Here is a 21698-nt window from a genome sequence, read left to right on the forward strand (position 1 = left end):
ATGAGCAATTTAAAACAAGACACCTATAAAACCATACTATTTTCTACTGAACCCAGTTTATTTAAAGAGAAAAACAGCAAGTTCTTTGGATATGCTTTTCCGGTTACTAATGAAGAGCAAGTGAAAACATATATTGAAGAATTAAAAAAAGAACATCATTCAGCAAGACACTGGTGCTACGCTTATCAAATAGGAACAGAAGAATTAAACTACAGAGCAAATGACGATGGCGAACCAAATAACAGTGCAGGAATGCCTATTTATGGTCAAATTCAATCATTTGATGTTACGAATATTCTGATTGTAGTTGTACGCTATTTTGGAGGGGTTAAACTCGGAGTTGGCGGGCTTATCTCAGCTTATAAAACGGCAGCTCAAATGGCTTTAGAAACTGCTCAAATTATAGAAAAAACAATTAACATACATTATATCATAAAATTTGATTACATCAACATGAATAAAGTAATGCGCGTAATTAAAGAAAAAAACATCGATATCATAAAACAAAAAATGGAAATGTCTTGTGAAATTGAAATTGCCATTCGCAAAAATAACGCTCAAAATGTTTATGAAGCATTTCAGTCCATTTATGAAATCGATATTTCTGAAAAAGAATAACTATATATTTTTTAAACGATCTAAAACATAATCTGGAGGTAAAATTGGTCGTCCCGTTTTCATATTTACAAACACCAACATTGAATAACCAATTGTTAATAACTCCTCTTTTTCATTATAGATTTCATAGTCAAATTCTATCTTAACAGATGTTTGACTTTTAAAAATTGTTTTAACGGTTAACATGTCATCATATCGAGCAGGTTTTTTATAATCCATCGACAAAGAAACTACAGGTAACATTACTCCATTATCTTCCATCCATTTATAAGAAACCCCCATATTCCTTAACCATTCAACCCTGCCCATCTCAAAATACTGGGCATAATTACCATGATACACAACTCCCATTTGATCTGTTTCTGCGTATCTAACTCTAACGTTAAATTGAAATTCTTTCATAAAAACTTATATTCATTTACTATTTTAAATTATAATTCATGTTTACAATTTTATTTTTTAAAAATCAATAGGCATTATATTTTTTTTTAAAAAAAATTGTTCACATATTTGTTCTCCCAAATAAAAACATTGAATTGTCTTAATTCTTTGTAAGATAACTAGTATTAACCTTAATAAACAACTGTTAAAAAGAACAGAATATATGAGCAAAACTGCACAATCTGTATGGAACAACTGTCTGTCTTTTATAAAAGACAATATCCAGGAACAAGCCTATAAAACATGGTTTGAACCTATTCAATCGGTTGAACTAACAGACAACGCATTATATATTCAAGTACCTAGTAAATTTTTCTATGAATGGTTAGAAGAACACTACGTAAAATTATTAAAAGTTGCTCTTACAAAAGAACTTGGTTCAAATGCAAAGTTATTGTATAAAATCAAGATGGAAAACACTTATGGAAATAAACTTCCATTTACTGAACAAATTCCAAGTACAAATAGACAAGCTGTAAAAACTCAAGAGGTAGATGTACCTATTGCAAATAAAAATCCTGAATTAAAAAATCCTTTTGTAATTCCTGGAATAAGAAACCTTAAAATCGAATCTCAGCTAAATGCAAATTATAGTTTTGATAACTTTTTAGAAGGCGACTCAAATAGATTAGCAAGAAGCGCAGGATATGCAGTAGCAAATAAGCCTGGTGGGACGTCTTTTAATCCGCTTTTAATTTTTGGAGGTGTTGGATTAGGTAAAACACATTTAGCACACGCAATTGGGGTTGAAATCAAGGACAAACATCCAGAAAAAACAGTATTATATATTTCTGCTGAAATATTTACTCAACAATATATAGATTCTGTAAAAAAGAATACTAGAAATGATTTCATTCATTTTTATCAATTAATTGATGTTTTAATTATTGATGATGTTCAATTTTTATCAGGAAAAACAGGTACACAAGACGTATTTTTCCACATATTTAATTACTTACACCAAAACGGAAAGCAAGTAATTTTAACATCTGACAAGGCGCCAGTTGACATGCAAGACATTGAACAACGTTTGTTGTCGCGTTTCAAATGGGGACTTTCAGCTGAACTTCATCAGCCAGATTTTGAAACTCGCATCTCAATTTTAAAGAATATTCTTTACAGAGATGGAGTAGAAATTCCTGAAGATATTATTGAATATGTTGCAAAAAATATAAAAAGCAATGTTAGAGAACTTGAAGGAGCTATTATTTCATTAATTGCCCAATCTTCTTTCAATAAAAAAGAAGTAACAATTGAATTAGCGAAACAAGTTGTTGAAAAATTTGTTAAGAATGTTAAACGTGAAATATCGATTGACTACATTCAAAAAGTAGTTTCAGATTATTTCCAATTAGATTTAGAAATTTTACAATCTAAAACAAGAAAAAGACACGTTGTTCAAGCAAGGCAATTAGCTATGTTTTTTGCTAAGAAGTTTACAAAATCATCTTTAGCTAATATTGGTTCTCAAATTGGAGATAGAGATCACGCCACTGTTTTACACGCTTGTAAAACCGTAGACAATTTAGTTTCTACTGATAAACAATTTAGAAAGTTTGTTGACGATATCAACAAAAAGTTAACTTTATAAATGACAAAAATTTTAATGGTTTGCCTAGGAAATATTTGCCGATCGCCATTGGCAGAAGGAATTCTACGCTCTAAATTATCTGATAAATTTATTGTTGACTCAGCCGGAACTGGTGGATGGCATGCCGGAGAACTTCCAGACAAACGATCTATTGAAATTGCCAAAAAAAAAGGATTAGACATTACCAGTCAAAGAGCTAGAAAATTTACTACTAAAGATTTTTCAGAATTTGATTTAATTTATGCAATGGACAATTCTAATTTAAAAGATATACTTCAATTAGCACCAAACGAAAACGCTAAAAAAAAAGTGCATTTAATTTTAAATGAAATTCATCCAAACGAAAACAAAGATGTCCCAGACCCTTATTACGGATTAAATGACGGCTTTGAAAAAGTATACAATATGCTTGATGAATGTTGTGATGTTATTGCTAAAAAAATGATGATATGAAACCTATTTCTTTACACGGTAAATTATACTTAATCCCCACAACTTTAGGAGAAATGATTCCTGACGATGTATTACCTCAAACCATTAAAAGAAGTATCGACTTTATTGATCATTATATTGTTGAAAATGAAAAAACAGCAAGAAAATTCATCAAGAGTGTAAATCCAGAAAAAAAACAACCTACTTTAAAAATATCTTTATTAAATAAACGAACTGAAGAAAGTGAATTTAATGAATTTATAAAACCCATTTTTGACGGTTACAATATTGGCTTAATGAGTGAAGCCGGATGCCCTGGTGTTGCAGACCCTGGAGCAGCAATTGTTAAAATTGCTCATGAAAAAGGAATTCAGGTAGTACCATTGGTTGGACCAAGTTCAATTTTACTTGCAATGATGGCAAGTGGAATGAACGGACAAAGTTTTGCTTTTAACGGATATTTACCAATTGAAAAAGGAGAAAAGAAAAAAGCTTTGAAAGATTTTGAAAGACTTTCTCAAGAAAAAAATCAATCACAATTATTTATAGAAACACCTTACAGAAACAATAAACTAATTGAAGACTTATTAGCAAATTTACATGGAAACACCCAATTATGTATTGCTTGCGATATTACTTTACCAACTGAATTTATAAAAACAAAAACCATTAATGAATGGAAAAAACAAAAGGTCGATTTACATAACCGACCTTGTATTTTTATTATTCATAAAATGTAACTTCAAACTATAGTTTTACAGTTGCGTTTCTATCTGCGTCAATATGACTAACATCATATCCGCCAAATTTTTTCATATAGCTTTTTAATGAAGTTCCAAAACCGTCTTTAAAACCGTTTCTTCCGTTACTTCTAAGATATTTTTTCACAGAACCTGCTCCACCTAAATGGGCTGCAGCAATTAAACCTGATTCAGTGATTTTTATTCCGTTGATTACACGGCCTTTATACTTTTTAATTTCTTTTCTTAACTCCCACTTATTTCTAGCAATTAAAGCTTTAAAAGCTTTATCTTGCCAAGAAGCATTTCTTAAGAATTCTTGAAAATCATAAACTCCTACTGTTCTTAAAGTACTTCTACCAAATTGGTATTTTCCCATATAACCATATGGATTAACCATATTTAAAATCCCTCTTGATTCTTTGTAAGCTATAGCTTGTCTAAAACCTACAAAAGTTTTTCCAACATAAGGAATTTCTACACTACTAACTTTTTCATCAACATTGTCTAATTCGTCCTCATTGGGCACATTGTAGATGATCTCTTCATTTTCATTAATATGAAACCCAGGAACTCTTTCAATCTTGAAAGAACTAAAACCTGAAGACACTAAAACTACTAAGACAATTAATCCTAAAAAATACGAGCTTTTTCTTACCATAAATTTTTATTTCTCAGCGTCTGTCACACATCTGAAATTTCCAAGGGCAAAGATATAAAAAAAATTATAATATTGATTTACAGTATGTTAAAGTTTACTAAAAGTAGATAATATGCCCTCTAAGTCCGTTAAAATCATTGTATTGGAGCGTTGGAGCAGGAATCTTTATTGTGTTAAAAACAGAAAAAAGTGACCTTAAAAAATGTGATTTTGTTTCAATTTTCGTCAAGTCAACATCAAAACTTAAGTAAAATTGACGATATGAGTTTTGATTATAACCATTTAATTGCGCTTCAGAATCTGTTCCGTATAACATATTTTCAGCACCATATCCAACAGCTAAATTTAACCATTTTGGAATAAAACTTGATTTCGTAAAAGAATATAAGTTAAAAGACAACCAATACGTTTGTCCGTTATAATCTTTTAAAATTTGTTCTTGAAAAGATACACCTAAAGTTTCTGGACGATATTTAGCTTTGCTGGTTTGATGAAAGGAGAACTTAGGAGTAATTCTTTGCTCTTCCCAAAGCAACTCCTGAGAAACATATAAAAGTGTACCTGAACCATTTGCAACAACATCTCCCCATGAAGCACCCCATTCTTGAGAAAAACCATCAAAAACTTCTACAACGGTTAAAAAACCAAAACCCAATGTAGAGCCGTAAAGTAATTGTTCTTTTTTTGAAGCCCCACTCCATTGTAACATTTCACTACCAAATCTACCTACGTGATAAGTAGAAAAAAAATGTCCAGCCTTATCCATTTGATTCCATTCCTTATTATCATTGATAAAATGGAAGTTAGTTTGCGGATAATCTTTATACCAAAGCTGGTTTAACCCAATTAAAGTTAAGCCCAAAACCGAAGCTTCTCCAATATAAACAGATGTTTTTCTAGATGTATTTAACGTATCTGAAGGTGTTAAAAAGGTGTTTGTTTTTGATTGTGAATAGGACGAAAAACTTATAAATAAGCCAAACAGCATCAATCTAGCCCTGGTTGCAGCGCTACCTTGTATAGCGGAAAACAGGAAAAGGGACAACTGATATAAAAGAACGTTTCGCTTCAAATGATTAACGGTTAATACCTAATTTATTTACCCAAGCTGCATATTTACGAGCATTTACTTGATGTTCTGCATAATTAGATGCAAAAGCATGATACCCGGGTTTATCTGGACTTGCGCAGAAGTAAATATAATCGTGATTTTCTGCATTTAAAACTGCATCTATTGCAGAAATATCGGGCATTGCAATTGGTCCTGGAGGCAAACCAGGATTAACGTAAGTATTATAAGGTGACTTTATTTTTAAATCGTTATGATAAACACGTTTAATAATTTGATCAAAATCTCCCGATTCTTTTTTAATAGCAAAAATAATAGTTGGATCTGCCTGTAAAGGCATTCCTGTTTTAAGTCTGTTTAAATAAACTCCTGCCACTGTTGGTCTTTCGTCTGTTTTTGCCGTTTCTTTATGTACAATTGAAGCTAAAACAGAAACTTCAATAGGTGTTAAGTTTTTAGCAGCAGCCTTTTCTAGTCGTTCGTGATTCCAGAATTTCTTATATTCTTTTGCCATTTTATCGGCAAGTTTATTTGAATTTACATCCCAATAAAATTCATACGTATTAGGAATAAACATAGCCAAAATATTCTCTTCTGTAAATCCGTTTTCCTTTAAAAAAGGTTCATTTGTAAAAGAAACATAAAGCGCTACACTGTCTGGTTCTAATTGAGAAGCCATTCGTTCCGCTAATTTACCCAAACTTTCTTGGTTATTAAACGCTACTTTAACAGGAACATTTCTTCGCATAGCACGAATCATATCAAAACTAGTCATGTTTTGAGTCAACAAAAATTTACCTGACTTTATATTAACATCATAACTTCTTTTACTCGCTACAAAGTCAAACTTACTCATATCTTTTACAAAAGGAGCTAATTCTTGTTGCACCATTTCATACGTTGCATTAGTAGGAATGTAAACAAAAACTTCCTTTTGGTTAAAGGTTGTATTTGGTGTAAAAGCCTTGTTATAAACATATGCCGTAACTCCTCCTGCAATAAATAATCCTGCAACAGCTACAATTGTAAGTATTTTTTTAATTTTCAAGTGAGTCTTTTTTAATGATTAATAAGTTGATATAAAATTTCATCTTCAAAACTTCCGTTGATTTTATTCCAATCTTTTTTTATTCCAATTTTTTCGAATCCAAATTTAGAAAAAAGAGCGATACTAATTTCATTTTTAGAACCAATATTTGCAAATAATTGATGTAATTGTAATTGATTAAATGCATAATTTATTAATAACGATAAAGCTTCGGTTCCAATTCCGGCATTTCTATTGGAATCATTCATAATTACAATACCAATTCCTGCTCGTTGATGCATGGGGTCAAACTCAAATAAATCAATTAATCCAACAGCATCATTTGAATTATTCAAACAAATTGCCAATCGTAATTGTTTGGCTTCATATATATCTTGATGAGCATTTTCAAGATATTGACGAATTAAAAACTTACTATAAGGTGTTTGGGTATTACTTACATGCCAAATGGCCTCGTTATTTTCAATTTCGTATATAAAATCTAAATCTTCTGGCTCCAGCGCTCGTAAATATATATTTTGTCCTTTTAAAGTCATTAATCGCAAATTATAGTTCCTTCAAAAACATATGTTGCAGGGCCGATTAGATTAACATTTGTAAAAACACCATTATGTTCATCAAAATATACTGCTAACTTGCCTCCTTCAACATTTAATTTAACATGATTTGAAGTAGTTTTTTTAGTTACAAACATAGCTATTGCAACAGCTGTTACTCCTGTTCCACATGACAAAGTTTCATCTTCCACTCCTCTTTCGTAGGTTCTTACTGCGAAAGTATCATCGTTTAATTGAGCAACAAAATTTACATTGCTTCCTGACTTACCATACAAATTGGAATAACGAATTTTCGCTCCTTCTTCCTTAATATTAAAATGTGATAAATCTTCAACGATTGCAACATGATGAGGAGAACCTGTATTTAAAAAAATATAATTCTCTTTAACATCAACAACGTCGACATCCTTCATTTGAAGAGAAACTATATTATTATCGTTGATGGTTGCAAAATGATAACCGTCTACCGCTTCAAATTCGGCTATATTAGAAATTACACCCATTTGTTTTGCAAAAGCAACCAAACATCTTCCGCCATTTCCGCACATGCTGCTTTCATTTCCATCCGAATTATAATACACCATAGTAAAATCATATTTATCATGATTTTCAAGTAAAATAAGACCATCAGCACCAATACCAAACCTCCTATCACAGAGCTCTTTAACTAGTTTGGTATTGTTTTTAGGAAATACAGAAGTACGGTTATCAATCATTACGAAATCGTTTCCGGTACCTTGATATTTGTAAAATTTAAGTTGCATATTGTTAATTTCTTTTACAAAAATACAAATATTAATAAGATGTTAAACATTGTTAATCGAGCGTTAAAATCTTTTTAACAAAAAAAAATGTATTTAAATTTACCTTACAAAATTAAATTATTGAACTATGAAAAAATATACAGGACTATTATTTGTTTCTTTATTGAGTGGTGCAATAACATTGGGTTCTTATAAAATTCTATTTGAGAACCAAAGCACCTCATCGGCTATAACATTAGCCCCAAATTATGCGAAAAATGTAAATCTGGCAGCTGAAACTATTGATTTTACTTCTGCTGCAGAAAGCACATTGCACAATGTAGTACATGTAAAAAACGTAACAGTATCTAATGTTCCGAGAAATCCAATTATGGAATATTTTTATGGCTATAGAGGTAACCAACAACAAACACAAATAGGTACAGGATCTGGAGTTATTATATCAGAAGACGGATTTATTGTAACCAACAACCATGTAATACAAAATGCAACTGAACTAGAAATAACGCTCAATAATAATAAATCATATAAAGCTAAACTTATAGGTACTGATACCAAAATGGATATTGCGCTTTTAAAAATTGAAGCTGACGAAAAATTACCATATATTGTTTTTGGAGATTCAGATGAAATTAAAGTGGGCGAATGGGTTTTAGCTGTAGGAAATCCGTATAACTTAAATTCAACTGTCACAGCAGGAATTGTTTCTGCCAAAGCTAGAGACTTAAGTAATGAAGGTTTACAATCTTTTATACAAACTGATGCTGCCGTAAACCCAGGGAATAGTGGAGGTGCTTTAGTAAACACAAGAGGCGAATTAGTCGGCATTAACACAATGATTTCTTCTCCAACAGGAAGCTACGCAGGATATTCATTTGCAGTCCCTTCTAACATTACTCGTAAAATTATTGAAGATTTAATGCAATTTGGAAATGTACAAAGAGGTGCGTTAGGTGTAGAAGGTGGAGAATTAAATAGTAACGTAGCTAAAGAAATTGGAATTGATCAAACACAAGGTTTTTATATTAACAAAGTGACCAAAAACTCAGGTGCAGAAAAAGCAGGAATTAAAAAAGGGGATATTATTACAGCACTTGATAATAAAAAAGTAAGTGGATTCTCAGATTTAACGGCTTTCATAAATACCAAAAGACCAGATGAAGTTGTTAACGTAAGTATACTTAGAGACGGAAAACAAAAAATTATTCCTGTTATATTAACCAAAAAAGAATTATTGGCATTTGAATATAATGGAATAGAATTAGAAGATATTGATTCGAGAGATAAAAAAGAATTCAAGATTGATTATGGCTTAAAAATTAAATCTATAACAAATGAAAATTACATAGATTATGCAGACGAACTTGAAGGAAGCATTATTATGAGTATAGACGGAATGAAGGCAGAAAGTATAGATAAAGTCTCAAGTTATTTAAATCGCAAAAAAGGTTCAAAAGCACAGTATAAAATTATTACTAAAAATAAACAATTGGTTCGAATTATAATGTAGCCATAAGTGATTACTATTTTAAACCACGTTAAATACGTGGTTTTTTTTATATAATATGCAAAAATATTTCCCCATAAGATTAGAAATCTATATTTTTGCACAATTATAAACAACACATTATAAACACTTCATGAGTAACAACAATTTATACGAAAAAGAACTTGCTTTTCAAGCTGATAGGCGTAAGGCATGCGTTGAGTTTATTAAAATTATTAATGATTTATGGTACGATAAATCAATTGAATTAATTTTATTTAGAAATCAACTAATTGACAGAAATGTAAGTGATATTATTAATTTGCATGAATATGCAGGTGAATTTGTTCAGAAGCCAATCAATATTTTTGACTCAGTTGAAATTGCTCAGGCGATAAATGCTTTAGATTTACCTCCTTCAAGACTAGACATAGGTAAATTAACTTATGAGTATCATTTAGAAGACGACAAGTATAATGATGCTACCGCATTTGTAATTGACAAATTGAAAAACGCTAAAAATTATACTGACATTAAACCAAAAGATGTTGTTCTATATGGATTTGGAAGAATAGGTCGTTTATTAGCTCGTGAAATGATGAGTAAAATGGGTAAAGGACAACAAATGCGTTTAAGAGCAATTGTAACCAGAGATAAAAATGACGCAGTTTTATTAGAAAAAAGAGCTTCATTATTACGTTACGATTCAGTTCATGGAGATTTTCAAGGTTCAGTAATTGCTGATCCAGAAAACAATGCTTTAATTATAAACGGTACAACTGTTCATATCATTACTGCAAATTCTCCAGAAGAAATTGACTATACTACTTATGGGATTGAAGACGCATTAGTAATTGACAATACTGGAGCTTTCACAACAGAAGAAGCTTTACAACGCCACTTAACATCTAAGGGAGTAGACAAAGTTTTATTAACCGCTCCAGGAAAAGGGGTTCCAAATATTGTATATGGAGTTAACCATACAGAATACAACCCTGATGAAGTTTCAATTTATTCTGCTGCTTCATGTACAACAAATGCAATTACACCTGTTTTAAAAGCAGTTGAAGACACTCTAGGAGTTGTTAAAGGACATCTAGAAACTATTCATGCTTATACAAATGACCAAAATTTAGTTGACAACATGCATAAAAAATACCGTCGTGGTAGAGCTGCAGGATTAAATATGGTAATTACCGAAACTGGTGCTGGAAGTGCTGTTGCAAAAGCATTACCTAGCTTAGCAGGTAAATTAACTTCTAATGCAATTCGTGTTCCTGTTCCAAATGGTTCATTAGTAGTATTAAATTTAGAAGTAACTAAGAAAACAACTGTTGAAGAGCTAAACGACATCATGAGAAAATATGCTCTTGAAGGAGATTTAGTTGAACAAATTAAATATTCATTAAATAATGAATTAGTATCATCAGATATTGTTGGAACTTCTGCGCCTTCAATTTTTGACAGTAATGCTACAATAGTTTCTGCTGACGGTAACAATATTGTAATGTATATATGGTACGATAACGAATATGGCTACAGCCATCAAGTTATTCGTTTAGCAAAATACATTTCTAAAGTAAGAAGATATACTTATTATTAACAAGGTAGAAATTCATAATTAAAAAAAGCGCTTCAATTGAAGCGCTTTTTTTATTTTGTTAATCCGTCTAATATTTCTCGTATCTCATCACAATCCCAATTAACAGCTTCGCTATTATCAACAATAATTCTTCCTTTCCTTGAAACCACAATTGATTTATAAATATTGTTTTGAGGTTCAATTTTAAATGGAGGTTCGCTTAAACTATAAAACACAGGAAATAAATACCCTTCTTTTTCAAGGTATTGCTTAACTTTCAATTGATCTTCATTTGTAACAACAATAAAATCTATTTTGGTTTTAAATTCTTCATAAATAGTATTAAATGTCTCCATTTCTGCATTACATAGTTCATCAGAAATTGAAAAATATTTCACTACAATAACATTATTTGTTTTAACTAGAAGATTAAAGCTTTTACCAGTAAGTCCAATTAATTTCCAATTATAATCTTTTAAAACTTGTTGTTCTTCAAAAGAAATTAATTGAGGTTCATTCAATAAACTTAATTTACTTGTTTTACTAAAGTATAAAAAAGTAATTATTAATAAAGAGCACAAACCCAACAATATTAGAATCTTGTTTTTCATTTATTTTTTTTTAAAATTACAAAAATCTATAATATTAAACACACATTTTATCATTGCTTCTTTAAAATTATTTCTTTTCTTTCAAAAGACAAATATTTTTCACTTTGTAACTCATTGAGTAAAATATTAAGCGTTGGACGTGAAGTACCAATCAAAGTAGCAATTTCCTTTTGAGTATAAGGATGTCGAATAATCACGTCTCCTGAAATTTGATTGGTATATCCAAAATCTTCTGCCAATTCTTTTAAATATTCCTTCAATCGTGTTTTAGTATCCTTAAACAAAAGTAGCTGAAGCCTTCTCTCTAATTTTTTAAAACGAAAACCAATGAATTTATAAATTTTAAGACTAAATTCTTTATTTTCTCTTAGTAAGTCAATCATTTCTGGAGTTGTAATAGGACAAACAGACGTTTCTTTTTCAACTGCCTGTGCGAACTCATTTCTGCTTTCTTCTCCAAGTATAGCTTTCTCTCCAAAAATTTCTCCTTTAGATAAAATTGAAGTGATTATTTCCTCGCCTTCTTCTGTAACATAACCAATCTTTACCTTTCCAGAATTCACTAAAAAAACCTTATCCGCAGCATCTTCTTCAAAATAGATATAATCGTTTTTTTTATACTCATTAAAAACATGACCACCTTCATAGCCTTTAAATTTATGAGGACAAAGAATATTAAACAAATTTACATCTTCAAAAAACCAAAGTGAATTCATAATTAGTATTTATATACTCAAAGTTAATGAAACTTGTATATAAAAAAAACGCTCAACTAATATTGAGCGTTTTTTATAAAAATCTTAACTAAATTATGCTTTCCCTGCAGCAATTAAGTTTAACGCAGAACCTGCTTTGAACCATTCTATTTGTCCTTCGTTATAAGTATGATTCGCCATAATTATATCTTTTGAACCATCTGCATGAACGAATTCTATACTTAATGGTTTTCCTGGAGCAAATTCAGTTAAATCTAAGAAATTGATCGTATCATCTTCTTGGATTTTATCATAATCTGCTTCATTAGCAAACGTTAAACCTAACATACCTTGTTTTTTAAGGTTTGTTTCGTGAATACGCGCAAACGATTTTACTAAAACAGCTTTAACTCCTAAAAATCTTGGTTCCATAGCTGCATGCTCGCGAGAAGAACCTTCACCATAATTATGATCTCCTACAACAATTGAAGGAACACCAGCTGCCTTATACGCTCTTGCAGTAGCAGGAACTGTATCGAAACTATTTGTTAATTGATTTTTAACTTTATTAGTAGCTTGACCAAATGCATTAACTGCACCTATCAACATGTTATTTGAAATATTATCTAAATGCCCACGGAAACGTAACCATGGACCAGCCATAGAAATATGGTCGGTAGTACATTTTCCAAATGCCTTTATTAACAATTTAGCACCCGAAATATTTTTTCCATCCCAAGGTTTAAATGGCGCTAATAATTGCAATCTGTCTGAAGTTGGAGAAACAACAACTTGTACACTGCTTCCATCTTCAGCTGGAGCTTGAAAACCTGCATCCTCAACATCAAAACCTCTTTTTGGTAACTCATCACCATATGGCGTTTTCAACATTACTTCTTCTCCTTTATCATTAATTAAAGGATCTGTTAAAGGATTAAAATCTAATCTTCCTGCAATTGCTAAAGCAGCAACCATTTCTGGAGAAGTTACAAACGCATGCGTATTTGGGTTACCATCAGCTCTTTTAGAGAAGTTTCTATTAAAAGAGTGAACGATAGTATTTTTTTCTTGTTTATCTGCGCCTTCTCTATCCCATTGACCTATACATGGTCCGCAAGCATTTGTGAATACTTTTGTACCCATTTTTTCGAAGTCAGCAATAATTCCGTCTCTTTCGATTGTGAATCTGATTTGTTCAGAACCTGGGTTAATTCCAAATTCAGCTTTTGGAGTAATTCCATGTTCTACAGCTTGTCTTACAATAGAAGCAGCTCTTGACATATCTTCGTAAGAAGAGTTTGTACACGAACCAATTAATCCCCATTCTACTTTTACTGGCCATCCATTAGCAGCAGCTTCCTCTTTCATTTTAGAAACTGGTGTTCCTCTATCGGGCGTAAAAGGTCCGTTGATATGTGGTTCTAATTCCGATAAATTAATTTCAATAACTTGGTCAAAATAAGTTTCTGGACTAGCATAAACTTCATTATCAGCTGTTAAATAATCCGCTACTTTATCAGCAGCATTTACAACATCTTGACGACCCGTAGCAGTTAAATATCTTCTCATGGAATCATCGTAACCAAACGTTGAAGTTGTTGCTCCAATTTCAGCCCCCATATTACAAATGGTACCTTTACCTGTACACGACATTGAAGTAGCGCCTTCTCCAAAATATTCCACAATTGCACCAGTACCACCTTTTACCGTAAGAATATCAGCAACTTTAAGAATAACGTCTTTTGGCGCTGTCCAACCAGACAATTTTCCTGTTAATTTAACTCCGATTAATTTTGGGAATTTTAATTCCCAAGACATTCCTGACATAACATCTACCGCATCTGCGCCACCAACACCAATTGCTAGCATACCTAATCCACCTGCGTTAACAGTATGAGAATCGGTTCCAATCATCAATCCGCCTGGGAAAGCATAATTTTCTAAAACGATTTGATGAATGATTCCAGAACCTGGTTTCCAAAAACCAATTCCATATTTATCTGAAACTGAAGACAGAAAGTCAAAAACTTCTTTTGATTGACTATTTGCTAAAGCTAAATCAGATTTGGCACCGTTTTTTGCTAAAATTAAATGATCACAGTGAACCGTTGTTGGCACTGCTACTGTTTTTTTATTTGCATGCATAAATTGCAATAATGCCATTTGAGCCGTTGCATCTTGACAAGCAACTCTATCTGGAGCAAAATCTACATAATCCACACCTCTTTTGAAAGATTGAGAAGGAGTTCCTTCCCAAAGATGAGAGTATAAAATCTTTTCAGATAATGTAAGTGGACGGCCAACTAGCTTACGAGCTTTGTCAACTCTCTCAGCCATATTAGCATACACTTTTTCAATCATTTCAATATCAAAAGCCATATCAATTTATTTTATTTGTTTGTAATATTTTCTGGTATCACAAGGTACAAAAAAAATAGATGTCATAAAAAAAGCCTGAGTTAATAACTCAGGCTTTTTTATAAATATATAATAGTTAACTTAAACTATCCAACTAATTGTTTTTGAGACGGCTTAAACTTCGTTAATACAATTCCGTCTACTGCTGCTTCGTACTCTTCCATAGTAGGGGTTCTTCCTAAAATAGTTGACAAAACTACAACAGGAGTTGAAGATAATAAAGACTCCCCTTTTTTCTCACTAGAGTCTTTCACAACTCTTCCTTGGAATAAACGTGTAGAAGTAGCCATTACAGTATCTCCTGGTTCTGCTTTCTCTTGGTTACCCATACATAAGTTACAACCCGGACGCTCTAGGTACAACATATTTTCATATTTAGTACGAGCAGCCCCTTTTGGTGCATTATCATCGAATTCGAAACCAGAGTACTTTTGTAATACTTCCCAATCGCCTTCTGCTTTCAATTCATCAACGATATTATAAGTTGGTGGAGCTACTACTAAAGGTGCTTTAAATTCTACTTTACCATGTTGCGCTTCTATATTCTTTAACATCTGAGCTAAGATTTGCATGTCTCCTTTGTGAACCATACAAGAACCGATAAAACCTAAATCTACTTTTTTAGTTCCTCCATAGAAAGAAAGTGGACGAATTGTGTCGTGTGTATAACGTTTAGATACATCATCATTATTTACATCTGGATCAGCAATCATTGGTTCAGCAATTTGATCTAAATCAATAACTACATCTGCATAATACTTCGCATTAGCATCTGGGCGTAAAGACGGTTTAGTACCCGTTTTCAATTCCTGGATTCGAGTGTTCGCTTTATCAACTAAACCTTGTAGAACATTGATATGATTGTCCATTCCTTTATCAATCATGATTTGGATACGACCTTTTGCAATTTCTAATGACTCAATTAATGTTTCATCTTCTGAAATACAAATAGAAGCTTTTGCTTTCATTTCTGCAGTCCAATCTGTAAATGTAAAGGCTTGATCAGAAGTTAAAGTTCCAATATGCACTTCAATAATTCTTCCTTGGAAAACATTTTCACCGCCAAATTGCTTCAACATTTGTTGTTGCGTAGCGTGGACTACATCACGGAAATCCATGAAGCTTCTCATTTCTCCTTTAAAAGTAACTTTAACAGATTCCGGAATTGGCATCGTTGCCTCACCTGTCGCTAAAGCTAATGCAACAGTACCTGAATCGGCTCCAAAAGCAACACCTTTAGACATACGAGTATGTGAATCTCCACCAATTATGATGTCCCAATCACTAACCGTAAGGTCATTTAATACTTTGTGGATTACATCCGTCATTGCAGGATATTGTCCTTTAGGATCACGAGCAGTGATTAATCCAAAATCATTCATAAACTTCATCAGCTTAGGAATATTTGCTTTCGACTTATCATCCCAAACAGAAGCCGTATGACATCCTGATTGGTAAGCTCCATCAACAATTGGAGAAATAATCGTTGCAGCCATTGCTTCTAATTCTTGAGAAGTCATTAAACCTGTAGTATCTTGAGAACCTACAATATTTACTTCTACACGAACATCAGAACCTGCATGTAAAATTTTACCTGGTGTAGTTCCAACTGCGTTTTTGTTGAATATTTTTTCAACTGCAGTTAGACCCTGACCTTCAACAGATATTTCTCTAGAAGGCGCATAGACAGTTGGAATACTTATTCCTAAAATTCCACAAGCTATAGTTTGTAATTTTTTACCAAAAACAACAGCATAAGAACCACCTGCTTTAATAAACTCCATTTTTTGTGGCGTTAAAGCTGTAGAAATATCTTTAAGTTCGATATCGCCGTGGTATAATTTTTTTGCTTTTGTATTGATTGTTAAAACCGTTCCAGTTTCAACCGAATATTTTTGTTCTAAAACAGCATCTCCGTTTTCATCTCTCACAATATTTCCTTCAGCATCTGTTTTATTTACCCAGTTTTTAAGATCAATACCTATACCACCAGTTACACCTACCGTAGTTAAGAATATTGGAGAAATTCCGTTTGTTCCTGCAATAATTGGAGCGATATTAATGAACGGCACATAAGGACTAGCCTGAATACCTGTCCATAATGCTACGTTATTAACCCCTGACATTCTCGAAGAACCTACACCCATTGTTCCTTTTTCAGCAATTAACATAACACGCTTATCTGGATGCTGTGCTTTCAATGCAGTTAATTCTTTCTGCATCTCTTTGTTGTGTTCAAAAATACACTGACCGTGTAATTCTCTATCTGAACGAGAGTGTGCATCTGCACCAGGAGATAATAAATCCGTAGAAATATCACCTGTTCCAGCGATAAATGTTACGATATCTATCTTCTCTTCTATTTCAGGAAGTTTAGTAAAAAACTCTGCTTGAGCATAGCTTTCTAACAACTCTTTCGCAATAGCGTTACCTGCATTATATGCATCTTTTAAACGAGCTGTATCTGCTTCGTATAAATACACTTGTGTTTTTAATACTTCTGCTGCTTGTTTTGCAGTAGCTGCATCATTACCTAAAGCCAAGTCTAAAAGCATGGTAATTGAAGCTCCACCTTTCATATGAGACAATAACTCAAAAGCAAAGTCTTTCGATATTTCTGCAACTGTTTCATTACCAAGAATAATCTCTTTTAAAAATTTAGCTTTTACATCAGCTGCGCTTGTTGTGCCCGGTACAACATTATAAATAAAAAAGTTAAGAGAATCTTTTCTATTTACATTATTTAAATCTTTTATTTGCGCAATGATTTCGCTTAATAATTCAGCGCCATCAATAGGTTTAGGGTGAAGTCCTAGACCTTTTCGTTTTTCGATTTCGTTAAGATAATCGTTGTAAGTGTTCATAATAGATGTCTTTTCAATGTTAAAGGCGATATCCTCGATCATTTCAAAATTAAAAGCCGTAATATCTAGGTTTTTTGCGTTTACTATTCGCCAAAGCCGCACAAATTTAATAAATCTTAATGAGATTTAAAAATTTTTAATAAAAGTAAAGATTCTAAGAATAATTATTTATAAACATTCTATTTCGATGAATATCCTTCAATAAAAACTCAAAAAAACAATCTTTATTGAATAATTCGTAATTTCGATAATTAATATTATTAATATCTCAAAAATTACATCTAAAACCTATCATTTTAGTAATATAAAGAAATTTAAGCCTAATATTTATCTCTTAAATTCATCAAAGGTTTTTCATAAAAACGATACAATAAATAGGAACTTAAAATGGTAATAAACATGGAAGTCGTGATTATGACAACATTTGAAAGTTGAATATTCAAATTACTAATAACATATTTCATAAGCACTGTAATAATACTATAGTGCAACAAATACATACTATATGAAATTTTACTTATCAATTGAATCGGTTTTCCTAGAATAGTTTGAGAAGTATTCCAATAAACAAACAGTGGCAAAGCTAAAAATATCGTAAAGGAAGTAAGTGTAAAATAGAACACTTTATAATATAAAGGTGTTGCCACAATATCAAAACCTAAGACATTCATCACAACAAATTGAAACAAAAACAAATGCAATGAAACAATAAACATATAACCTTTATATTTCTGTAAGAAATCTTTATAAAACATATGCAACCAAGCGGTTACAAAACCAAACAAAATACTATCAATACGGTAAATAGTTAATGATTTCAAATTGGAATTCCAAGAAGTCATATCTGAAAATGAATTTTCTACATAAACGAAATAACGTAAAATATGAAAAAACAGAATCAACAATATAACAGTCACAATAAAACTGATTTTTTTATTCTTTTTAAAAACAGTCCAGCTAAAAAACAATACAAACGGAATTAATAAATACGTCCATTCTTCTACAGACAAGCTCCACGATTCGGTAAAAAAATTAATTTTATAATCGATAAAATTTTGAAAGAACACAAAATAAGCAGCCCAACCATCAATTGAATAACCAAAAATTAATGCAACAATTATATTGAGCACCAAAACCAAATAATACGTTGGTAAAGTTCTAAACCATCTTCTTTTTAAAAAAATAAAAATTTCTTTAACCGAGAACGTTTCATTAATGTATTTTTTTAATAATATCGTTCCAATCAAAAAACCACTTAAAACAAAAAACAACTCAACACCAAAAAAACCAAACAATCCGCTTACCGATATCAATAAAGGATTTGAACTGTCAATTAAGTAATACACATGCGAAAAAACAACCATTGCAATTGCAGTTGCTCTAACAACATCTAGTCCAAAAATTCGTTGATTATTTTGTATATCTGTATTCATTTTACCTACTTTTGTGAATATCAAACTATTAATTTTGAGAAATTCAAAGATATATAAATATTTAGGCTTCACTTTTATTCTTTCTAGTCTTTTTGGAATTATTACCTATAATTTACTTTCCAACAGACATAAAGCCATCATTAAAACAACATTAGTCCATAAATTAGGATTAGTTGACAATAATTGGTTGGTTGAAACCGATTCAAAAGAATACAAAATGCTTTCACCTACTTTTATAATTGATGCTATTTATAAATCGATGGAAGGCCCGAAATCTTCGCGATACATTCAATTGAATCAAAGCAATGAAACACTTTGGATTACAGGTTTTGATGTAAAAGCGTTAGATGCCAAAACAAATGAAGTAATTAGCAATGATTTCATTTGTCACATGAATGTTGATTTAAATGACATTAGTTATTATGGAAATTGGAATTTAAACGATAGAATTGGTAAACAATATCCCAGACTAACTTCTTTATCAAACGGATTTGTGAGTTTTGATTTTCCTAAAGGTTATGGTGTTCCTATTAAAGGAAACGAACATTTATTCATAACCACTCAAGCTTTAAACCATAATCAGAAACCTGTTTATAAAAAAATAAAGCATTTGGTTACCGTTAAAAATGAAAAATACAATGGAACACAAAAGCCTTTAATGAGTAAAACCGTTTTTATTCAGTTGCCTTATAACAAACAAGATCCATTTAAAATGCCGCTAGATCCAGCGAGTAACCAATGTATTCCTGTGGAAACCAAAAACCATAGTTATGATGATGGAAATGGAAACATGCTTTCTGGACATTGGGTTATTCCAAAAGGAATAAACAGTTATAGAAGCGCTATAAATTCGCAATTACAACTAAAAGACAGTTTGAGATTGCATTTTTCTGCCATACATGTACATCCATTTACTACATCAATTGCTTTATACGACAAAACAACGAAGCAAAATATATTTAAAAGTAATGTTTCAAACTATGCCAATAAAATTGGATTGATAGAAGTAGAACCTTTTTCTTCAGTAGATGGAATTTGGTTGTATGAAAACCATGAATACGAGTTGGTTTTAGAAGTAAACAACACTTCTGCAATTGACCAAGACATGATGGGAAGTATGTTTCTGTTTTTTTATGATAAGGAATTGGAGGAAAAGATTAGAAAATAAAATTAAGGCAAGTCTTTAAAATTAACAACACCTCTAATACAATTAATATCTTGGCCAATTAACGGATTAACGTTTTTATTATAGAAAACATTTAATAACCTTGTCAATATTTCTGAAGTAATTAAAACACAATATTTACTTCTTTCAGAAAAGTCTAAAATATTTTTAATTGAAACATCTAAACCTTCTCTGTTATCCAAATCTAAAATTGTAAATTCATTATTTTCTACTAAAACAAAAAAAGCTTTAGAATGTGAGCTAAAATTAGAAAAAGCATAAACACCATTAACTAATTCTCCATCATGTTTATCATTAAACAATCCTCTTAAATAAAAATCATATTCACCTTTTTTTAATTCATCAACCCTTTCTGAAGTCAACTGATTCTTTTCATACAGGAAGTCTATTAAAAATGGTTTCAAATTATCAAAAGTTAACTTTTTACTATTTTGACCATTTACAAAAGAAGCTACAAATAATAAAATTAAAAAGTTCTTTTTCATAATAGTTCATCTTTAAAATAACTTCTTAACAATATCTTCTTCTGTAATTCCTTCAGCATCTGCTTTGTAGTTTTTGATAATTCTGTGGCGAAGGATTCCTGTTGCCACTGCTTGAACATCTTCGATATCTGGAGAAAATTTACCGTTTAAAGCCGCTTGTGTTTTTGCAGCTAAAATAAGATTTTGAGAAGCTCTTGGTCCAGCTCCCCAATCGATATACGTTTTTACAAAATCGGTTGCTAAAGCATTATCCGGACGAGTTTTACTTACTAAAGTTACCGCATATTCAATAACATTATCGGCCACTGGAATTTTACGAATTACATTTTGAAAATCGATAATTTCTTGAGCTGTAAATAATGCTTTTACTTGTGGCTTATGATTTGAAGTTGTTGCTTTTACAACATTTACTTCTTCATCAAATGTTGGATATTCTAATTTTATAGCAAACATAAAACGATCTAACTGTGCTTCTGGCAAAGGATACGTTCCTTCTTGCTCAATAGGGTTTTGTGTTGCCAAAACAAAATAAGGTAAATCTAATTGATAATGATGACCTGCAACCGTTACCGCTCGTTCTTGCATAGCTTCTAATAAAGCTGCTTGTGTTTTAGGAGGCGTACGATTGATTTCGTCTGCTAAGATGATATTTGAGAAGATAGGCCCTTTGATGAATTTAAATTGTCGGTTCTCGTCTAATATTTCACTTCCTAATATATCTGAAGGCATTAAATCGGGAGTAAACTGAATACGCTTAAAGTTTAATCCTAAAACTTGTGATACTGTATTTACCATAAGTGTTTTAGCCAAACCTGGGACTCCAATTAACAAAGCATGTCCGCCAGCAAATACGCTTAGTATAATTTGGTTTACCACTTCATCTTGCCCCACAATGACTTTTGCAATTTCTTGCTTTAATTCTTTTTGTTTTTGTACTAATTGTTGAATAGTTGCAACGTCAGACATATATATTGGAATTTATTATATTGGAACCACTAAAATAAGAAAAAAAAGCAT

The 21698-nt window shown here is 31.4% G+C and carries 20 protein-coding genes; 7 read left to right on the forward strand and 13 right to left on the reverse strand.

The window, feature by feature from the left end; translation table 11 throughout:
- Window positions 1-618: an IMPACT family protein gene (locus ACQ65T_RS00290; protein WP_430399123.1), complete on the forward strand. Its 618-nt coding sequence runs from the start codon at window positions 1-3 to the stop codon at window positions 616-618.
- Here the strand turns inward: ACQ65T_RS00290 and ACQ65T_RS00295 are convergent, their stop codons facing one another.
- On the reverse strand, window positions 619-1020 hold the full coding sequence (locus ACQ65T_RS00295) for an acyl-CoA thioesterase (RefSeq protein WP_430399124.1): 402 nt from the start codon (window positions 1018-1020) through the stop codon (window positions 619-621).
- A gap of 202 nt (window positions 1021-1222) precedes the next feature.
- On the opposite strand from ACQ65T_RS00295, the gene dnaA reads away from it, so the two are divergent.
- From dnaA to ACQ65T_RS00310, 3 genes are read left to right on the forward strand one after another with little or no spacing between them, the layout of a single operon-like run.
- A complete protein-coding gene (gene dnaA, locus ACQ65T_RS00300) occupies window positions 1223-2650 on the forward strand; it encodes a chromosomal replication initiator protein DnaA (RefSeq protein ID WP_430399125.1) in 1428 nt (475 codons plus the stop codon).
- Window positions 2651-3103 carry a low molecular weight protein-tyrosine-phosphatase gene (locus tag ACQ65T_RS00305; protein ID WP_430399126.1) on the forward strand — a complete coding sequence of 151 codons (453 nt, stop codon included), beginning with the start codon at window positions 2651-2653 and terminating at the stop codon, window positions 3101-3103. It abuts the gene before it with no gap.
- Window positions 3100-3822, forward strand: coding sequence for an SAM-dependent methyltransferase (locus tag ACQ65T_RS00310; protein ID WP_430399127.1), 723 nt, complete (start codon window positions 3100-3102; stop codon window positions 3820-3822). Before ACQ65T_RS00305 ends, ACQ65T_RS00310 begins: the two co-directional genes overlap by 4 nt.
- A gap of 7 nt (window positions 3823-3829) precedes the next feature.
- On the opposite strand, the gene ACQ65T_RS00315 is transcribed toward ACQ65T_RS00310, so the two are convergent.
- The 5 genes from ACQ65T_RS00315 to dapF all read right to left on the reverse strand — a co-directional run bounded on the left by ACQ65T_RS00315 (window position 3830) and on the right by dapF (window position 7921).
- Window positions 3830-4483: a peptidoglycan-binding protein LysM gene (locus ACQ65T_RS00315; protein ID WP_430399128.1), complete on the reverse strand. Its 654-nt coding sequence runs from the start codon at window positions 4481-4483 to the stop codon at window positions 3830-3832.
- A gap of 97 nt (window positions 4484-4580) precedes the next feature.
- Window positions 4581-5471, reverse strand: coding sequence for a DUF2279 domain-containing protein (locus ACQ65T_RS00320; protein ID WP_430399129.1), 891 nt, complete (start codon window positions 5469-5471; stop codon window positions 4581-4583).
- Between the two features lie 88 nt (window positions 5472-5559).
- Entirely contained in the window at window positions 5560-6600 is a 1041-nt protein-coding gene (gene mltG, locus ACQ65T_RS00325) for an endolytic transglycosylase MltG (protein ID WP_430399130.1), read from the reverse strand.
- An 11-nt stretch (window positions 6601-6611) separates the two neighbouring features.
- Window positions 6612-7136: a GNAT family N-acetyltransferase gene (locus ACQ65T_RS00330; RefSeq protein WP_430399131.1), complete on the reverse strand. Its 525-nt coding sequence runs from the start codon at window positions 7134-7136 to the stop codon at window positions 6612-6614.
- Window positions 7136-7921 (reverse strand): diaminopimelate epimerase, encoded by a 786-nt coding sequence (dapF, locus tag ACQ65T_RS00335; RefSeq protein ID WP_430399132.1) that lies wholly within the window; start codon window positions 7919-7921, stop codon window positions 7136-7138. Before dapF ends, ACQ65T_RS00330 begins: the two co-directional genes overlap by 1 nt.
- 127 nt (window positions 7922-8048) lie before the next feature.
- On the opposite strand from dapF, the gene ACQ65T_RS00340 reads away from it, so the two are divergent.
- Window positions 8049-9431, forward strand: a complete 1383-nt coding sequence (locus tag ACQ65T_RS00340; protein WP_430399133.1) for a S1C family serine protease — start codon at window positions 8049-8051, stop codon at window positions 9429-9431.
- Window positions 9432-9561: 130 nt separating this feature from the next.
- The gene (locus ACQ65T_RS00345) at window positions 9562-11010 is read left to right on the forward strand and encodes a glyceraldehyde-3-phosphate dehydrogenase (RefSeq protein WP_430399134.1); all 1449 of its coding nucleotides are present in this window, start codon (window positions 9562-9564) and stop codon (window positions 11008-11010) included.
- A 50-nt stretch (window positions 11011-11060) separates the two neighbouring features.
- On the opposite strand, the gene ACQ65T_RS00350 is transcribed toward ACQ65T_RS00345, so the two are convergent.
- The 5 genes from ACQ65T_RS00350 to ACQ65T_RS00370 form a co-directional block, all read right to left on the reverse strand.
- Window positions 11061-11600: a peroxiredoxin family protein gene (locus ACQ65T_RS00350; protein WP_430399135.1), complete on the reverse strand. Its 540-nt coding sequence runs from the start codon at window positions 11598-11600 to the stop codon at window positions 11061-11063.
- A 50-nt stretch (window positions 11601-11650) separates the two neighbouring features.
- Window positions 11651-12316, reverse strand: coding sequence for a Crp/Fnr family transcriptional regulator (locus ACQ65T_RS00355; protein WP_430399136.1), 666 nt, complete (start codon window positions 12314-12316; stop codon window positions 11651-11653).
- A 93-nt stretch (window positions 12317-12409) separates the two neighbouring features.
- Complete coding sequence (locus tag ACQ65T_RS00360) at window positions 12410-14674, reverse strand: aconitate hydratase (RefSeq protein ID WP_430399137.1); 2265 nt, start codon at window positions 14672-14674, stop codon at window positions 12410-12412.
- A gap of 125 nt (window positions 14675-14799) precedes the next feature.
- Window positions 14800-17577 carry a bifunctional aconitate hydratase 2/2-methylisocitrate dehydratase gene (locus ACQ65T_RS00365; RefSeq protein WP_430399138.1) on the reverse strand — a complete coding sequence of 926 codons (2778 nt, stop codon included), beginning with the start codon at window positions 17575-17577 and terminating at the stop codon, window positions 14800-14802.
- A gap of 320 nt (window positions 17578-17897) precedes the next feature.
- Entirely contained in the window at window positions 17898-19010 is a 1113-nt protein-coding gene (locus tag ACQ65T_RS00370; protein ID WP_430399139.1) for an acyltransferase family protein, read from the reverse strand.
- Window positions 19011-19044: 34 nt separating this feature from the next.
- Here ACQ65T_RS00370 and ACQ65T_RS00375 point away from each other — a divergent pair, with 34 nt between their 5' ends.
- A complete protein-coding gene (locus ACQ65T_RS00375) occupies window positions 19045-20178 on the forward strand; it encodes a hypothetical protein (protein ID WP_430399140.1) in 1134 nt (377 codons plus the stop codon).
- Between the two features lie 2 nt (window positions 20179-20180).
- On the opposite strand, the gene ACQ65T_RS00380 is transcribed toward ACQ65T_RS00375, so the two are convergent.
- Together ACQ65T_RS00380 and ACQ65T_RS00385 are read right to left on the reverse strand one after the other, a co-directional pair.
- Window positions 20181-20681: a hypothetical protein gene (locus ACQ65T_RS00380; protein WP_430399141.1), complete on the reverse strand. Its 501-nt coding sequence runs from the start codon at window positions 20679-20681 to the stop codon at window positions 20181-20183.
- A gap of 12 nt (window positions 20682-20693) precedes the next feature.
- Window positions 20694-21647: an AAA family ATPase gene (locus ACQ65T_RS00385; RefSeq protein ID WP_430399142.1), complete on the reverse strand. Its 954-nt coding sequence runs from the start codon at window positions 21645-21647 to the stop codon at window positions 20694-20696.
- Window positions 21648-21698 lie beyond the last annotated feature (51 nt).

This window comes from Flavobacterium sp. (assembly GCF_965284515.1).
Taxonomy (GTDB): domain Bacteria; phylum Bacteroidota; class Bacteroidia; order Flavobacteriales; family Flavobacteriaceae; genus Flavobacterium.

Excerpts from the sequence above, each read along its gene's own strand:
- ACQ65T_RS00290 (WP_430399123.1), top strand. The coding sequence starts at position 1 with ATGAGCAATTTAAAACAAGACACCTATAAAACCATACTATTTTCTACT.
- ACQ65T_RS00295 (WP_430399124.1), bottom strand. The coding sequence starts at position 1,020 with ATGAAAGAATTTCAATTTAACGTTAGAGTTAGATACGCAGAAACAGAT.
- dnaA (WP_430399125.1), top strand. The coding sequence starts at position 1,223 with ATGAGCAAAACTGCACAATCTGTATGGAACAACTGTCTGTCTTTTATA.
- ACQ65T_RS00305 (WP_430399126.1), top strand. The coding sequence starts at position 2,651 with ATGACAAAAATTTTAATGGTTTGCCTAGGAAATATTTGCCGATCGCCA.
- ACQ65T_RS00310 (WP_430399127.1), top strand. The coding sequence starts at position 3,100 with ATGAAACCTATTTCTTTACACGGTAAATTATACTTAATCCCCACAACT.
- ACQ65T_RS00315 (WP_430399128.1), bottom strand. The coding sequence starts at position 4,483 with ATGGTAAGAAAAAGCTCGTATTTTTTAGGATTAATTGTCTTAGTAGTT.
- ACQ65T_RS00320 (WP_430399129.1), bottom strand. The coding sequence starts at position 5,471 with ATGCTGTTTGGCTTATTTATAAGTTTTTCGTCCTATTCACAATCAAAA.
- ACQ65T_RS00330 (WP_430399131.1), bottom strand. The coding sequence starts at position 7,136 with ATGACTTTAAAAGGACAAAATATATATTTACGAGCGCTGGAGCCAGAA.
- dapF (WP_430399132.1), bottom strand. The coding sequence starts at position 7,921 with ATGCAACTTAAATTTTACAAATATCAAGGTACCGGAAACGATTTCGTA.
- ACQ65T_RS00340 (WP_430399133.1), top strand. The coding sequence starts at position 8,049 with ATGAAAAAATATACAGGACTATTATTTGTTTCTTTATTGAGTGGTGCA.
- ACQ65T_RS00345 (WP_430399134.1), top strand. The coding sequence starts at position 9,562 with ATGAGTAACAACAATTTATACGAAAAAGAACTTGCTTTTCAAGCTGAT.
- ACQ65T_RS00350 (WP_430399135.1), bottom strand. The coding sequence starts at position 11,600 with ATGAAAAACAAGATTCTAATATTGTTGGGTTTGTGCTCTTTATTAATA.
- ACQ65T_RS00355 (WP_430399136.1), bottom strand. The coding sequence starts at position 12,316 with ATGAATTCACTTTGGTTTTTTGAAGATGTAAATTTGTTTAATATTCTT.
- ACQ65T_RS00360 (WP_430399137.1), bottom strand. The coding sequence starts at position 14,674 with ATGGCTTTTGATATTGAAATGATTGAAAAAGTGTATGCTAATATGGCT.
- ACQ65T_RS00365 (WP_430399138.1), bottom strand. The coding sequence starts at position 17,577 with ATGAACACTTACAACGATTATCTTAACGAAATCGAAAAACGAAAAGGT.
- ACQ65T_RS00370 (WP_430399139.1), bottom strand. The coding sequence starts at position 19,010 with ATGAATACAGATATACAAAATAATCAACGAATTTTTGGACTAGATGTT.
- ACQ65T_RS00380 (WP_430399141.1), bottom strand. The coding sequence starts at position 20,681 with ATGAAAAAGAACTTTTTAATTTTATTATTTGTAGCTTCTTTTGTAAAT.
- ACQ65T_RS00385 (WP_430399142.1), bottom strand. The coding sequence starts at position 21,647 with ATGTCTGACGTTGCAACTATTCAACAATTAGTACAAAAACAAAAAGAA.